Annotated in this window: 14 protein-coding genes and 7 tRNA genes; 8 read left to right on the forward strand and 13 right to left on the reverse strand. The window is 39.2% G+C overall.

Annotated features, from left to right (window positions below; translation table 11 throughout):
• Nucleotides 1-128: 128 nt before the first annotated feature.
• The 9 genes from ACFI4Z_RS18650 to dnaQ all read right to left on the reverse strand — a co-directional run bounded on the left by ACFI4Z_RS18650 (nucleotide 129) and on the right by dnaQ (nucleotide 3,090).
• Nucleotides 129-205 (reverse strand) — tRNA-Asp (locus ACFI4Z_RS18650).
• Between the two features lie 54 nt (nucleotides 206-259).
• Nucleotides 260-336: transfer RNA gene (locus ACFI4Z_RS18655), tRNA-Asp, on the reverse strand.
• A gap of 37 nt (nucleotides 337-373) precedes the next feature.
• A tRNA-Asp gene (locus ACFI4Z_RS18660) sits at nucleotides 374-450 on the reverse strand.
• Nucleotides 451-487: 37 nt separating this feature from the next.
• Nucleotides 488-564: transfer RNA gene (locus tag ACFI4Z_RS18665), tRNA-Asp, on the reverse strand.
• Between the two features lie 30 nt (nucleotides 565-594).
• Nucleotides 595-671 (reverse strand) — tRNA-Asp (locus ACFI4Z_RS18670).
• A 41-nt stretch (nucleotides 672-712) separates the two neighbouring features.
• A tRNA-Asp gene (locus ACFI4Z_RS18675) sits at nucleotides 713-789 on the reverse strand.
• 26 nt (nucleotides 790-815) lie between these two features.
• Nucleotides 816-892 (reverse strand) — tRNA-Asp (locus tag ACFI4Z_RS18680).
• Between the two features lie 99 nt (nucleotides 893-991).
• Entirely contained in the window at nucleotides 992-2,368 is a 1,377-nt protein-coding gene (locus ACFI4Z_RS18685; RefSeq protein WP_462671854.1) for a TIGR03503 family protein, read from the reverse strand.
• A gap of 8 nt (nucleotides 2,369-2,376) precedes the next feature.
• Nucleotides 2,377-3,090 (reverse strand): DNA polymerase III subunit epsilon, encoded by a 714-nt coding sequence (gene dnaQ, locus ACFI4Z_RS18690; protein ID WP_099297628.1) that lies wholly within the window; start codon nucleotides 3,088-3,090, stop codon nucleotides 2,377-2,379.
• 68 nt (nucleotides 3,091-3,158) lie between these two features.
• Here dnaQ and rnhA point away from each other — a divergent pair, with 68 nt between their 5' ends.
• Both rnhA and ACFI4Z_RS18700 read left to right on the forward strand, forming a co-directional pair.
• Nucleotides 3,159-3,626, forward strand: coding sequence for a ribonuclease HI (gene rnhA / locus ACFI4Z_RS18695; RefSeq protein WP_462671855.1), 468 nt, complete (start codon nucleotides 3,159-3,161; stop codon nucleotides 3,624-3,626).
• 100 nt (nucleotides 3,627-3,726) lie between these two features.
• Nucleotides 3,727-4,581, forward strand: a complete 855-nt coding sequence (locus ACFI4Z_RS18700) for an MBL fold metallo-hydrolase (RefSeq protein ID WP_462671856.1) — start codon at nucleotides 3,727-3,729, stop codon at nucleotides 4,579-4,581.
• On the opposite strand, the gene ACFI4Z_RS18705 is transcribed toward ACFI4Z_RS18700, so the two are convergent.
• Complete coding sequence (locus ACFI4Z_RS18705; protein WP_099297624.1) at nucleotides 4,552-5,310, reverse strand: class I SAM-dependent methyltransferase; 759 nt, start codon at nucleotides 5,308-5,310, stop codon at nucleotides 4,552-4,554. The two genes, ACFI4Z_RS18700 and ACFI4Z_RS18705, sit on opposite strands and share 30 nt — an antisense overlap.
• Nucleotides 5,311-5,362: 52 nt before the next feature.
• Here ACFI4Z_RS18705 and gloB point away from each other — a divergent pair, with 52 nt between their 5' ends.
• Both gloB and ACFI4Z_RS18715 read left to right on the forward strand, forming a co-directional pair.
• Nucleotides 5,363-6,148, forward strand: a complete 786-nt coding sequence (gene gloB, locus ACFI4Z_RS18710; RefSeq protein ID WP_462671857.1) for a hydroxyacylglutathione hydrolase — start codon at nucleotides 5,363-5,365, stop codon at nucleotides 6,146-6,148.
• A 137-nt stretch (nucleotides 6,149-6,285) separates the two neighbouring features.
• Entirely contained in the window at nucleotides 6,286-7,881 is a 1,596-nt protein-coding gene (locus ACFI4Z_RS18715; protein WP_462671858.1) for a LysM peptidoglycan-binding domain-containing protein, read from the forward strand.
• Nucleotides 7,882-7,929: 48 nt separating this feature from the next.
• Here ACFI4Z_RS18715 and ACFI4Z_RS18720 read toward each other — a convergent pair whose 3' ends face one another.
• The 3 genes from ACFI4Z_RS18720 to ACFI4Z_RS18730 are packed head-to-tail and all read right to left on the reverse strand — an operon-like array spanning nucleotide 7,930 to nucleotide 9,456.
• Nucleotides 7,930-8,379 carry a flavodoxin gene (locus ACFI4Z_RS18720; protein ID WP_462671859.1) on the reverse strand — a complete coding sequence of 150 codons (450 nt, stop codon included), beginning with the start codon at nucleotides 8,377-8,379 and terminating at the stop codon, nucleotides 7,930-7,932.
• Nucleotides 8,379-9,143: a tRNA pseudouridine(65) synthase TruC gene (gene truC, locus ACFI4Z_RS18725; protein WP_462671860.1), complete on the reverse strand. Its 765-nt coding sequence runs from the start codon at nucleotides 9,141-9,143 to the stop codon at nucleotides 8,379-8,381. The genes ACFI4Z_RS18720 and truC overlap by 1 nt, the downstream gene beginning before the upstream one ends.
• Complete coding sequence (locus ACFI4Z_RS18730; protein ID WP_462671861.1) at nucleotides 9,136-9,456, reverse strand: YqcC family protein; 321 nt, start codon at nucleotides 9,454-9,456, stop codon at nucleotides 9,136-9,138. The genes truC and ACFI4Z_RS18730 overlap by 8 nt, the downstream gene beginning before the upstream one ends.
• A gap of 364 nt (nucleotides 9,457-9,820) precedes the next feature.
• Here ACFI4Z_RS18730 and ACFI4Z_RS18735 point away from each other — a divergent pair, with 364 nt between their 5' ends.
• From ACFI4Z_RS18735 to ACFI4Z_RS18750, 4 genes are all read left to right on the forward strand, one after another.
• Nucleotides 9,821-10,849 carry a DUF3549 family protein gene (locus tag ACFI4Z_RS18735; RefSeq protein WP_462671862.1) on the forward strand — a complete coding sequence of 343 codons (1,029 nt, stop codon included), beginning with the start codon at nucleotides 9,821-9,823 and terminating at the stop codon, nucleotides 10,847-10,849.
• 1 nt (nucleotide 10,850) lies between these two features.
• Nucleotides 10,851-11,150: a DUF3301 domain-containing protein gene (locus ACFI4Z_RS18740; protein ID WP_099297610.1), complete on the forward strand. Its 300-nt coding sequence runs from the start codon at nucleotides 10,851-10,853 to the stop codon at nucleotides 11,148-11,150.
• Between the two features lie 1,199 nt (nucleotides 11,151-12,349).
• Entirely contained in the window at nucleotides 12,350-13,114 is a 765-nt protein-coding gene (locus ACFI4Z_RS18745) for a TniQ family protein (protein WP_462671863.1), read from the forward strand.
• Between the two features lie 622 nt (nucleotides 13,115-13,736).
• Nucleotides 13,737-14,243, forward strand: a complete 507-nt coding sequence (locus ACFI4Z_RS18750) for a hypothetical protein (RefSeq protein WP_462671864.1) — start codon at nucleotides 13,737-13,739, stop codon at nucleotides 14,241-14,243.
• Nucleotides 14,244-15,496 lie beyond the last annotated feature (1,253 nt).

The raw sequence follows: 15,496 nt of genomic DNA on the forward strand, positions 1-15,496 counted from the left end.
GATAGCTGATAGCTGATAGCTGATAGCTGATAGCTGATAGCTGATAGCTGATAGCTGATAGAAAAAGTCTAATTATTTTAAAAGATTGTAAAGAGATTTTATTACCTTGCTATTGAGGAAATAACAAGTGGCGGAGTGGACGGGACTCGAACCCGCGACCCCCGGCGTGACAGGCCGGTATTCTAACCAACTGAACTACCACTCCGCAGTGGTATGTGTATGGGGTAATACACTTACTAATTTTATTACTGATATCAAGTGGCGGAGTGGACGGGACTCGAACCCGCGACCCCCGGCGTGACAGGCCGGTATTCTAACCAACTGAACTACCACTCCGCAGAGATATCATTGTACTTGTTATTACTTAATTTGTTGGCGGAGTGGACGGGACTCGAACCCGCGACCCCCGGCGTGACAGGCCGGTATTCTAACCAACTGAACTACCACTCCAGCATACAAATTTTGTAATATAACAGTGTTTAAATAGTGGCGGAGTGGACGGGACTCGAACCCGCGACCCCCGGCGTGACAGGCCGGTATTCTAACCAACTGAACTACCACTCCAGCGCGTATTTAAACTGTTATTTTTCTTATTGGCGGAGTGGACGGGACTCGAACCCGCGACCCCCGGCGTGACAGGCCGGTATTCTAACCAACTGAACTACCACTCCATAATAAGAATATGTTTTACAACCATATGTTGTGTAAGCGTTGGCGGAGTGGACGGGACTCGAACCCGCGACCCCCGGCGTGACAGGCCGGTATTCTAACCAACTGAACTACCACTCCAGCTTTTACTTACAAATTGTCGAAATTGGCGGAGTGGACGGGACTCGAACCCGCGACCCCCGGCGTGACAGGCCGGTATTCTAACCAACTGAACTACCACTCCGCATTTTCGTTTGCTGCTTAGGTCTCCCTTTGCAGCGGCGTGAATAATACGAACCAGCCCCTACTTCGTCAAGGGCTTTTTTGTTTTTTTACAGGTTTTTTAGTCATCTGACATCGAAAGGTTTAAAATTTCACCTGATTTATCATTTTTTGAGCCATTTTTGTCGACTTCATTTTTTTCGTTATTTGCTGTGTCATCATCCGGTGCAGTTTTTTTCTTCAAAAAAGGAATACTTATTTTTGGCATGATTGATTTTTTCTGTACAAAAAACCGAATTGCTAGCCAGCCAATAAGTAAAACCAATAAATTACCACCAATAATAAGGCTAACAAACAAAACTGTAGACATCGACTCAGCTTCTTTTTTTGCTCGCGCAATCTCTTTTATTTCTGCTTCGGTTAATACAGGCTCAGGTAACTCAGGAACAATTTCAATAGGCCTATCTATTTCAAAGCGATAGGTTGGCAATGTTGCCATAAACTCACGGTCATTTATATTTGTACCAAAAACTGATAACTCAACGCTATAGCGACCCCAATCATAGTTTTTAATAATGAGCTCTCTAGTAAGCGAACTATTACCTTCTATATTAAACATTTGCTCTTCATTGTTCGGGTAGTAAATTTTACCCTGAATAAGCACTGTTTCGGGTTTTACCACTTCAGGGTCTAAGGAAACTGTTAAAACATGTTCAAGGGTATCGTCCTCTGCTAAAGCGATGTCAAAACTAAAGGGAGGCTCTTTCACTACAATAATGTCTTGGACAACGGTGCGCTTTAACAGCGGAGTTTCTATATACAGCTCTGGTTGCCACTGGCCCGCCGGAAACGCAAGTTTAAACTCACCTGTAAATATTCCATCTTTAGGGCGTTCGTCAAAACCACGTCCATTATCTCTAAATTGTGCAACACTGTGCGTACCTGCACCAAAATTAGCATAATCACTGTTGTTAGTACTGATAAAGTCAACATGAAGGCTTACAACATCACGGAACATTCCAACGCCAATTGGCTCACCATCATTTAAAATCTGACCTGTAACTTTAACTGTCTCTCCTCTAAAAAGAAGCGGCGGTAGCGGTTCAACTTTTAAGTCAATATCACCTATCACTACAATGCGGCTATCAGGCAAAATACTGCCGACCACCTGCCAAGGTCCAGGCGTTGGCTCGCGAATGGTTATTAAGTCATAACTTATTTCATCAAACCAATCTACATTCGGTTCTTTTATTGCCGACGTCGCATAAAGCTTGCTGCCATCCGGTTGCACCAAAACCACAGCGGGTGTACCAGGTTTGCGAAAGAATAAAAGATTAATTTCTTCCACTTTATAATCAATCCGGAAGCGATTATTTAATAAAGGCACTTCGTTCTGTTGACCGTCACGCTTTAGCAATGTAATTTTATCATCACTTTGCGCGCTCAGTGTAAGTGGTAAAATTAATACCACCAGCAATGTAAATAAATAGTGTTTCATTGTGGGCCTTATTCAGCGCGCCATAAACATTGGCCGCCAGCGTCTTGAACGATATCTAGTCGTGCTTGATGGGCAGTCTGTTCTTCATCATTAGCTAACAGCACTTTTAGTGGTGCACGCTCTAAGCTTAGACGACGTATCGCTTTTTGTTGTTGCTCATTACCTTGATTTTTATTCTGATTTAAGTTGAGTTTCACTTGGCCGCCTGTCATGGCTAAGTAAACGTCTGCAAGTATTTCAGAATCCAGTAGTGCGCCGTGTAACGTCCGCTTAGTGTTATCTACATCATAACGACGGCACAATGCATCAAGGTTATTCTTCTGTCCTGGATGCAAGTCACGCGCCATTTTAAGGGTGTCGAGAACTTGACAGTAATCATGGGTGTTTGGATAACCCTGATTAAGCAGAGCAAACTCGTTGTCCATGTGACCAACGTCAAATGGAGCATTATGAATAACAAGCTCAGCGCCTTTAATATAATCAAAAAACTCTTGCGCTATTTGATGATATAAAGGCTTATCACGTAAAAACTCATTGGTAATACCGTGAACATCAATTGCTTCTTCTTCAATGCTGCGCTGCGGATTGATATAAACGTGAAAATTATTGCCGGTTAACCGGCGGTTTATTAATTCCACACAGCCGATTTCAATAATTCGGTGCCCTTGTTTAGGGTCGATGCCGGTGGTTTCTGTATCTAAAACTATTTGTCTGCGCTGCATATCGAACTTAGCCTGATTCTGGTATCTTTCTATAATCACTTTATTGTACATAATATCAAGGTAAAACAGTGCAAAAAACCGTAGAGATTTATACTGATGGCTCATGTTTAGGTAATCCGGGTCCCGGCGGATATGGTATTTTCATGCTTTATAACGGTCATGAAAAAGAAATGAGCCAAGGTTATACCCTTACCACAAACAATCGCATGGAGATGCTAGCGGCCATTGTAGCGCTTGAAAGTTTAACCCGCCCTTGTGAAATTAACCTTACGACCGATAGCCAATATGTAAAACAAGGTATTGAATCTTGGGTTGCAAACTGGAAAAAGCGTGGCTGGAAAACGTCAGCGAAAAAGCCTGTGAAAAATGTCGACTTATGGAAACGCCTTGATGAAGCCTGTATTAGACACGCAATAACGTGGAAATGGGTTAAGGGTCACAGTGGTAACAAATACAATGAAATAGTAGATGACCTCGCACGTGACGCTGCGGGTAGTAAAAATCTACTTGTGGATGAAGGCTACCAGCCCGAATAAATTATTTACTCTACTGTAACGTATTCAATTTATCGCAAACCATTTTACAATTCCGTTATATGTTATAAGATTTAGCTATATAATATATTGGAGTTGTAAAATGCCCATTGCTGTTAAGTCTTTTTTTCATAAACAAAGCGCAACATTCACCTATTTAGTGAGCTGTTTAGACACTCACAGTGCAATACTCATTGACCCACCCGCAGACTTTGACGCACCAAGTGCAACACTTACTTTTACCACAGCAAACCAAATCATTGACTATGTTAAAGCTCATAAACTTACTCTTGAATGGATTTTAGAAACACATGCCCATGCAGATCATATAACTGCTGCAAGTTATATTAAACAACAACTTAAAACTGAGCATACGTGTAAACTAGGTACTGGTAAGGGCATAACGCAAGTACAGGCTTATTTTAGTCATTTGTATCATCTTGATATGCCATGCGATGGCTCACCATTTGATGAGCTATTTAATGATGGGGAGCGCTTCAAGTTTGGTAATACACATTTTGATATAATATCCACCCCCGGACATACACCTGATAGTGTAAGCTACTTTATTGAGGGGAACCTTTTTGTTGGGGATACTTTTTTTATGCCTGATAGTGGTACTGCACGCTGTGACTTTCCTGGCGGTAGCGCAAAAGAACTCTACGCGTCTTTACAGAAGGTATTAGCACTGCCTGATAAAACTATTATGTGGATGTGTCACGACTACCAACCGTATGGCCGAGAGCTGGCAAACAAAACCACTGTGCAAGAGCAGCGTTTAACAAATGTTCATTTGCAACAGTCAGAACATGCATACATAGAAACAAGAGAAAAACGAGACGCCACCCTTAGCTCACCACAATTATTGCACCCAGCAATTCAAATGAATATTCGAGCAGGTCAACTACCCCACCCGACACGATCATTGTTAACAATCCCGCTTACGGTGCTGCTTTGAGGTTTGCCTAAGACCAGCGCCTTTTACAGGTGAAAACTGTGGCCTAGCGTGCCATTTGGGTTTTATTGGAGTTAGCGGTGCTACCCGTTTTCTTGCCACGAGCATATAGACACTGCCCATAGGCTTTAAGTATTGCTTTGTAAAACGCCTCCATGGAGCAAAACGAGAAAGACGCGTACCTCGAGCCAGTGATGAGAAAATAAAGCGTTCGTCACTTACTAATTCAAAACCAAGTAAATGCAACCAATCTTTAACCCGTGCTGGTGTAAAAAACCGGCCAGTCCAAGGCAACTTTTGTCGACTAAATGGCAATAACTGTGCCAGTCCACATAGGCTAAACGGATTAAAGCCTGTGATCACCATATAACCACCCGGTAACAAGGTTCTATGTACTTCACGAAGAATATGATGAGGGTCTGAATGGTATTCTAAGCAATGACTTAATATACATGCATCAACACTGTGTTCATAAAATGGTAGCTCATCAATATCAGCAACAACCCCCGTATGAGGACCAGACTCAGCCACGCATACTTGGTGTTTAATGGTACTGGCGCTAGTATTAAGCTCTCCGCTTAGGTTACCCAGCTTTAACATGTGATAGCCAAACATACGTGGTAGCCATTTCGCCATTTTACGCTCAATATCAGAACGCAAGTAGTCGCCATGAGGAAATTCATACCATGACAATGGCTTGGGTCCTTCTTGAAAACTAAGGGCTGGTTTCATCTGCTAAGCTCGTTATACTGTTCAATATGATCACTTTATAGAGCAATGTTAAATGGTGCAAGTCAAAGCAATCAAAGCCTTTTCAGATAACTACATTTGGTGTATTACACACGATGAAAACCAACTCGCTTGGGTCGTAGACCCTGGTCAAGCTGCCCCTGTCATGACTCATTTGAGTCAACATGGCTTAACACTCGCTGGTATATTAATAACTCACCATCATTATGATCATACCGATGGCGTGGCTGCCTTGTGTAAAGCATTTGAAGGCATCAAAGTATATGGCCCAAGCAACAGTCCGTTTAAAGGGATAACAAATACACTAAATGAAGGCGACACTATCACAGTGTTTGATACTGAGTTTGCTGTCATCCATACCCCAGGTCATACGCTAGATCACATTTGTTATTTAAACTCTGCCTTAGCATTTACCGGTGACACCTTATTTAGCGGGGGCTGCGGGCGTTTATTTGAAGGTAGCGCAGAGCAAATGCAGCACTCTTTTGATAAATTAAAACAGCTGCCAGAGACGTGTAAAATATATTGTACCCATGAATACACACAAGCAAATTTAGCATTCGCTCTAACAGTTGAGCCTACTAATGCTGACTTAATTGAGTATGCACAGTGGGTAGATACAAAACGCAAGAATGATGAAATTACCTTACCTAGCAGCATCGCTTTAGAGCGTAAAATAAACCCTTTTATGCGCAGTGATATCTCAGGTATTAGTCAAAATATCCCTATTGAATATCAGTATAAATCAGAAAACACATTACAAAATAATGAACCTTGGCAAAACTTTGCAGGTCTTAGAGCCTGGAAAGACCACTTCTAAAATTATAACCCGATAATAATTAGTTTATTATCGGGTTATAAACATCACTATTGCAGTTTTTAGGTGGTCATAAAGTGGCAATGTTGGCTCATAACGGGTAGTATTCGCCGAGTTTTTTACCTGATGTATTGGTATTTATGAAAAAATCCCCACTCGTTTTAGGCTTAGCTTTAGTGCTAAGTGGTTGTCAAACATTAACTTCAACACATTCTAATAACAAAACAGATAGCATCAATGCTAATCAGTCTGTTGAGCAATTTGATGGCGCAAGCCCAAGCGAAATCAATGATGCATTAATGCTAAATGCGCAATACGTTCAAGTGAATGAACTTGATGATGCTTCCCCTATTTTTGATGATGTGTGGGAAAGAATTCGCTATCAATTATCAATCGAAGTACCGCAAAACCGCCCGGTTGTTACCGAGCGTAATTATTATGCTCGCCATCAATCTTATCTCGATAGAATTTCCAAACGTGCTGAGCCATATTTACATTTTATTGTAGAAGAAGTTGAAAAACGCGAAATGCCAATTGAAATAGCGCTTCTACCTGTTGTAGAAAGTGCATTTGATCCATTTGGTTATTCACACCGCAGTGCCTCGGGTATTTGGCAATTTATGCCGCAAACAGGTGAACGCTTTGATCTTAAACAAAACTGGTGGTATGACGGTCGCCGAGATATTGTCCAGTCAACTCGTGCAGCACTTGATTACTTGTCTTATTTGCATAAGACACTAGAAGGCGATTGGCTTAATGCAATTGCAGCATATAACTCTGGTGAAGGACGTTTACTTCGGGCAATTAGAAAAAACCGCAAGAAGCATTTACCCACCGATTTTTGGTCACTTGATTTACCCAAAGAAACCACGGCGTATGTGCCTAAGTTATTAGCACTCTCTGACTTACTTAAACGCCAAGAAGAATTTGGTTTAAAGTGGAACCCAATCATTAATGCGCAAGTCGTAGAAACCGTAGACATCGGCTCTCAAATCGACTTAGCCTTAGCGGCAGAAATGGCACAGATCAGTTTAACTGAACTTTATCGTTTAAATCCAGGTTTCAATCGCTGGGCAACTGATCCAAATGGACCACATTTTTTACTTATCCCTTCGGATAAAGTTGACAGCTTCCAACAACAATTAGCTAAAACAGATATTAAAGATCGCTTGCGTTGGCAACAATATAAAGTAGCTAGTGGCGACAGCCTGTCTGTGATTGCTAAAAAGTTCTCAACCAGCACAAGCGCAATTAAATCACTTAATAAATTACAATCAAATACGATACGTGTAGGTCAACAGTTGCTCGTGCCTCTAAGTGATGGTGCAATCAATAGTGAGCATTTACCTAAACAAATGCGTATAGCTGCGAATAAGAAAAGCCAAAAGAAACTATCGCATACAGTTAAAAGCGGTGACACATTATGGGATATTAGTCGCGAATATGATGTCACTATTGCTGAGCTGGCTAAATGGAATAAGCTTAATAAAAGCAGTGTATTACGGTTAGGTCAAAAACTCACAGTTTATAAAACGAGTAGTAATAATCAAACAGCTTTAATCAGCACCAACCGAACAATTACTTATAAAGTTCGTCGCGGTGATTCGCTAGCGCGTATTGCCTCTAAGTTTGATTTATCGGTGAGCGATATTATTAAGTGGAATAATTTGGCAGGTCAAAAGTACTTGCAACCAGGGCAAAAACTGAAACTTAAAGTGGATGTAAAAAGTACTTAGTATTTAATGTAACATAATAATAAAGAGCGCTAATGCGCTCTTTTTTATTTACTTAGGTAATTTTGTCAACCACTGCTTTAACCAAGGCTCTGTTACGGGCCAAGGTTCAAAGTCCTCACTGGCATCTATTTCTAAGCGATGACCTACTGGCTTTGCTTGTAAATCACGAAATAACTCATCAAAGCTTCGACCAGCAGCGCAAAACGTATCACCATAGCTTCTATCACCCATAGCAACAATACCGTAAGGTGTATCTGCAAGCATGGGGAATTGGCTATTTAGCTCGCTATAAAGCGAGAGTAAGTTATCTGGTATCTCACCTTTACCGGTAGTCGAGGTGATCACTAAAATATGACTTGCTTCTTTAACATCTTCTACTGTGGGTGTTGTGACAAGCTTTGCTTGATGGTTTGACTGCTCAATCAATTCAATCACGTCGTCACTTAAACGTTCTGCTCCACCATAAACGCTACCGACAAATATACTAACAGTTGCCATTAATAATCCCTCTCTTGATGTGGCCAGCCGAGCTGATTGCAAATGCTTAGCATCGCTTCACCCAGTGGCGCTTTTATTTTTACAGCCTGCTTAGTGTAAGGGTGCACAAAGTGAAGCTCAGTTGCAAATAGCATTAATCTGCGCAGCTTAAAGTGTTCCCGAAAAAACTGGTTATGCTGATTATCGCCATGATTAACATCACCAATAATCGGTAATGATAGGTGCTTCAAGTGCCTGCGTATTTGATGCTTTCGGCCAGTTTTAGGAAAACACTCAACTAATGAATAACGCACAGTAGGATACTTACCTATTGGAATTGGTAACGCAGCTTGATGCAAACAATTAAACTGCGTTTGTGCCTCTTGCGGTGCCTTATCTTGATCAGCAAACTTATCAGCAATTTTATCCAGTTCTTCTTTCAATGGCTTATCTAAAAAAACTGAATCAGGTGCAAAACCACGAACTAAAGCTAAGTAACGTTTTGATATTTGATTATCAATAAACAATTGATTGATGTCGCGAGCAGCTCCAGAGCTCAACGCAAATAACAAAACACCTGAGGTAGGTCTGTCTAATCGATGAACTGGAAAGACATGTTGTCCTATTTGATCGCGCAGCATTTGCATAGCAAATTGCGTTTCATGTTTGTCTAAAAAAGAACGATGCACAAGCAACCCTGAAGGTTTATTTATCGCAATATAGTCTTCATCTTGGTATAAAACTTCAAGTTCACCATAAGCAGCTGGCTCTGGACGTTCAATCATTTACTCTTCCAAAAAAGTTATCAATCTCTTTCAATAATTCGATTATTTCATCACCACCGCTCGATTTAGACAGCATTAGTTCTGCCATTGGCGCAATTGACATATTACTTGGTAAAGGTTGCTGTTGCTTAATTAACAAAGACATTTTCTTTATGAATACAAATTGCAGCCATTGCTCAAACGCCAAGGTATCGTGGCAAAAAGGGACTGTAGAATTTAACGCATGATCATCAATGGGCTCATTTTGCCAAAGTTGATGCTGTTTTAATAAATCTTCAAGTTGCGCCAGATAATCCTGAATTACGTATACCATTATTCCCCCTTGTATATATACAGGCAGATTATACCCAAGTCACCTCAAGATACGAGTTTCAGTTGGAATTAAAAGCGATTTAGGCAAGGCATTGATTGCAAATAATAGTGGTTCTATTGTTAAAATCAATAACGCCGTATAAATCGCTTTTAAACCAACCCTTTGGGCGCTTCACAGGGACTTACTCTCATCGTTGTTCCTTCTTAAAAGGGACTGCCATTTTTGCAAAGTAACGCCTTGATATTAAGCCCCTGTGAAACGCTGAATTCTGCATCTTGAGGTGGCTTGGGTATATACCCTGTTCCCTCATAAGCGGCTATGACGTATAATTATTAGTATATTGCAGTAAAATTTAGAGAAGGTAATGACTGAGCAAATAGCGACTTTAGGGCAGCTTCTTGATGGAGCTGGCACACAATGGCGTGCTTTTGATATTGGCAGACGCATAACAAAAATTGATAAAAAACAATTTAATGCTATTGAGCAAGCCCAAATCCCTTACCCGTATCCGCTTGCAGGACACGCATGGATCGCTATTCAATTTTGGGATAGCTCCGCCAGTAAAGAACCTTACGTATGGTTTTTGAAATTTCCTGTTGATGAGCAAAGCAAGCTAGTGTGCGCAAGTCGCGACCATTTTGCCAACATGGTTATAGAAGCACTTGGCAATGACCTAACAGGCGAACAAGCTGATGGTAAACTTGATAATAACCCATATGTCTTTACGCCTAATGCCAATAAACTTGCGGCATTCAACGCTCTTCTAAAGACATTACTAAAGCAGCCTGCGTCGCAATATTATGAGTATGCGCAACTGTATTTTAGCGCAAAGATTGGTTTTGATAATTGGCAAAGTTTAGCTCTACAAGGTATCGCGGATTATGCGTTACGCTTGGAAAACGATAGCAACTTAATTAATTTGAAAGATGCATGGGGTCAACTCCCTGTCGAAGTAGTGCAACCTCTCAGTGCTATGCTTGAACATGTTAATATTCCCGTAGACCTGACTGAACAGCTTTCTCAACACGCCAAAAACGCAATTAACGAACATGATTCTTTAGCCCTTGTATGCGCACTGCGCGCCATGTCGAACTCTCAAGCACAAGGGCTGACAGGACAAATCGTTGATTCCGTGTTAGCAAGCGAACTAGCCACAGATTCAGATGTGCTATTAACCGTTGCAGGGCGTTGTTATTCTTTATTAGAAGACCCGCAAAGACTACATATATTTATGGATAACTGTGCGCATCATAAAGAAATTGATACACTGTTCCCAAGTATTTTTGCTGATCTAGTTGCAATTCCAACAATTCGACCTCATCTACTAGGTCTATTACGAAAAGAAAACCGCAGCGAAACTCTCGCTCGCGCAATTGGAAGGTTATTCTCTTAAAATGGCAAGTTTGTGGACATTCATCCTTATAGGCAGTGTAATTTATCTGTTTTGGCTAAACCGAAAAGTGGCAGAAGCTGCTAATGCGCATGCCAAGCGTCAAAGTGAACAACTGCAAGTACAACTGATGAGTGTCGCATGCACCAAGCGTCGGTTTGGTATTTTAAAGAGTGGCAAGCCAGGGATAAAAAGTGAATTTATGTTTGAATTTTCAAGCGATGGACAAAGCGTGTACCAAGGTGTTTTATTTATGGAAAATGAAATGCTGAAGAGTGTTGTTGTGCCACCGCACAAAATATGAGAACCGCTTTAAGGCCGAACTAACTTGAACTGTTTTATCTACTGAAAAAACTAAGGCGTAACATGTAGTTACGCCCCATTCTGACTTCATCCATAATAAGGCATCCATACCTACGCCGAAGCTACCTTTTTTATCATCCCCTGAACGGGTATACATCCTAAATACACCCTCACACTGCATCAATGCAATATCCAACACATCCTAGTGTAATCCACTTGCCATCTTGGCCTATCCTACGCTTCCAAGCGCTCCTATTACTTCCTGTAATATAATCCTTTGTGTCATCCTTATCATTAGCTCCGCTAATGTACTGCATCCTGGCAGTGTCCTTGTTCTTCCTTGTCATCCATGTAAGCTTGTCCATTTGGCTTCTTGCCTAGCTTCATGCTTATTTGCCGTAATCCATTTCCTTGGCATCAGCTCAATCGTTGAGTCTGTATCGTCTTGATGTGTTAAATTCTAATAGAATCCTAAAATACTGATAGCAGCAAATAAGAATTATTTTATTGCAACATTTATGAAACAAATGCTATTTTAAATAAAATCAATTACTTAAGCTTTTATCTAATGTATTTTAATCAAAATTAACTGACAACACGCACAGTATTGTAAGATATATCTCACACGGTATCGTCCATTACCGACAGCACTTTCTTACGCGTGGTATCTGTCATTCGAAATGAAATTCTCAGTCAGTTAAGTAAAGTTTAACAACGAGGTATTAGCTCAATAAGTTCTCAGATACTATTTTTACAAACAGATTCATGAGTTGCTAAGCACTTTCTCTCGATTTCTATTTAACTTAGAGTAAGCTTCTTTGAGAAAGGTTAAGTTTTCCGTTTTAACAGTAAAAGTTATTCGAAAAGGTTCTTATCTGAACAAACTCTTACAATCATACCTTCCCGCTGCGATTGCTGGCTGAATTGTTGTAACTATGCTGCCGAAATCTTTAAGTTTTCACCATTTTCACGTAATGATTTAGTTCTTTTAAATCGACTTCATGTAGCTACGGAAGGGAAAATTGGACTGCTTTTAAAGCTATTTTCAATTGCCTCATTTAGCTCAGAAGAGACAAACATTGAAAAGTTTGAGGATGCATACCTCACTGGCATCAATTCATCAGCCTATAACCCATTTGATGAAGATGCTTTCAGCGATACACATATATTAGATATTCTCGATATACGTGAGTTTAGCTAATGCTGTCTGTTATACCGAAACAAATAGATGATGAAAGTCTTGTTGGCTACATACTGAGACTAACTGCTCGTAATGGGTTTCAGATGCCGCTTGATTGGATTGATGAGGCTCAGTTAAAAGCATCTATCAACAATACATTAAGCATTAAACAAGTTAGTTCTCTAAACGAGTTTTTTCCTGTAACTCATAGTTTAAAGTATTTAAGCTCCAGAAGGCACTCTGCTCTGTTTCAAAACTACCACATTGAAACTCCAAGAGTTTGCCCTATTTGTATAAGAAATACTGGTTACCTCAAAGAAGAGTGGCGGTATATAGACAACCTTAAGTGCTCAATCCATGGTGTTGGGTTAATTGATGTTTGCCATTTATGTAACCATAAACTTGAGTGGTCAATAAATTTGCTTGAAGGTGTTTGCACTAATGAAATGTGTAGCTGCTCTCTCAAGTCGGAACCATTGAATGATGCCTTAGAGTGTTTGTTTATTGACGAAATCTGTGACTGTCTTTTGGCAGACTTTGTTTACTTTCACCAATACAATACCTACTGGCCTAATTTATCACACCCAAGCAGTGAGAACTTACTTACAGCCACCAGAAGAGGCTATGATTTACTAAATTGTGATTTTAAAAGATGGATAGAGTTATATGATGCACAGAGCAACCCGTTTAATGCTCTACCATTTAAATACAAATACTTTCCACTCTACCACCTTGCTCATAGCCTACAAAATGAGTGGTTTTTCAGTGAGCAATTGAGAAACTAACTGCATCCACATCATCACCAACCAAGCAACTATTTAACTTAAGCAGCTATGTGGTAACAGCCGACAGCGCCATGACAATACTTGGCCTATCAAAACATGAAATCATAAGCTATTCGCCAGAAGCTAAAAACAAAAAAGTAATTCCAAGTAGGCTTAGGATAAATATTGCACCAATTATTAAAGCAACTAAGGTGACGAAATAACGCTTTATTACCTTAACTTAATAGTGCTTTTTTTTCACTATAGTGTCGGTTTTATGTCATTAATAGTGAAAAAAGCACTATTATGAAATCATGACTTCTTAAGTTTCTGAATTAAATTTAAGGTCAATTTGCAAACAACGCTCAGGAGATATTGCTTAAATAACTGTCTGCTTAACAAAAAGCTAAAATTGTACATGTACAACACTCACTCTATTCACTTGTTTTAACTAAGTTGTTCATGAACAACTCTTAACAATAATTACGGTGTACACAAATAACTTCATAAATTAAATATTTTAGTTGGCCGTTCAGCCTAGTTTTATTCTATAGAATAAGTGTCGACCTTTTTTTGGTCATTATGATTTTCGATGTTCAAAACGAAATAAATGATTTTAATTAAACTACTTAAAGGAAGACAAATGAGTAAATTATCTCAGCTAGCAACAACTGTTGTTGTATTCATCTTTTTTATATCTTTTACGTTTACACAAATGAAAAGTAATGGGTGGTACAGGAGCAACAACCATACTTTCCAGTTTTTTGCCAAATCAGAGTTCGAAAGTATTCAATATCAAATGTACTTAGATTACGATTTGATGAACAAAAAACATACAAGACTCCAAATTGTTGAACTTAAAAGTTCACTCTGCTTGGAAGACTCTTTGAAAAATACTTCAATAGTATTTTATGTTGATAGCCGAGAGATTATCTTTTCAGGACATTGCAGTGATTTAGGAGCTTTGATTATGACTCCGAAAAACGTTGAAGGTCATGAAAAAATAGTTGAAGCATTCTCAAAGAGCACTTGGGGTAAAGTACGCTTCGCCAACCTTCACAAGGAAGGTGATTTGATTTTTCATATACCTAGAAAGGGGTTTAGGTCATTTTACGCTGAACTCAAGAGCGCTACTAGAAAAGCGCTTTAAGCACATTTAACCTGTTCAATTTTGAGATAAAAACAAGCTAAATCTCAATACTCAAATAGTGTTCAAAAGCATTTTTTGAACACTATACATTCCAAATAAGCAACACATTACTCATTTGAAAGTCACAATTAGAGAGTGGCTGTATTTAAAATAAGTACAACAAACGGAATCATAGCCTTAGACAACTCCAACTTAAACGAAAAGTGTTTAGACTTGAAAAAAATAACATTTTCCCTTCCTAAATTGTTAATCGGTACAACTAATGTAAGCCTTTTCAAAAACAAAGATCAACCACATGTTTGATATAGGTTTTTTGCAAAAATACATGTAATCCCGCTAGGCAATTATGGCGCGAGATTAAAGCGCGGTGAAGCTTTTTTCCAGCATCGACACTTAAAAATATATTCAGCTTTATTAAGCTTCAATTTGCGTATTTAGATCTTATTTGATACTTATAACGCGTTTTTAACGCTAGCTAAATAAAAGTAGCTAGCGTTACTAATTTTATGAATAAACAGCCAAGTTTCCGAGTATCACTGAAAATGAGATTATTGCTAACATTTCCCACTTCAAATGAAAGAAGTATTAAGTCTGATCCTCTGAGAAGCAACTACAGCAATACCTCTACTGAGTGAGATTCTCATTTCGACTGATTAAAGACACATGTTTCTAGGGATACCACTTAGTTAAGTTTTTTAAGTAATTTATTCCGGAAAAACGCAATAATTTGTCAGTTCTAATGCCCATTTTTCAATATGACTTTAAAAGTAAAGACTGCACTGCTGAGATAATGACCTGATGCTTTTTATCATGTTAAATCAAAAAACTATGATGCAATAAATAATTTAATTAGCTTATATTGAATAGAATTATAGTTTTATCGAAGCCTTAGTCTATTTAGAAGGTTGTATGTATTGGCTAATACTGGGCTTGAACCAGTGACCCTCGCCATTTGTTGTAAAAGCAGCGATGCTCTTTGCTTAATTGATATTTGAAGTTTTATATTTTCTGAGGAATGTTCATATGTACTGGCTAATACTGAACTTGCAACAATGATCTTCGCCATTCATTGTAAAAGCGGCGATGCTCTTTGCTTGATTGGTATATGAAATTTTATATTTTCTGAGGAATGTTTATTTGTACTGGCTAATACTGAACTTGCAACAATGATCTTCGCCATTCATTGTAAAAGCGGCGATGCTCTTTGCTTGATTGATATTTAGAATTTTATATTTTCTAAGGAATGTTTATAA

This window comes from Pseudoalteromonas sp. RWi3, assembly GCF_054960735.1.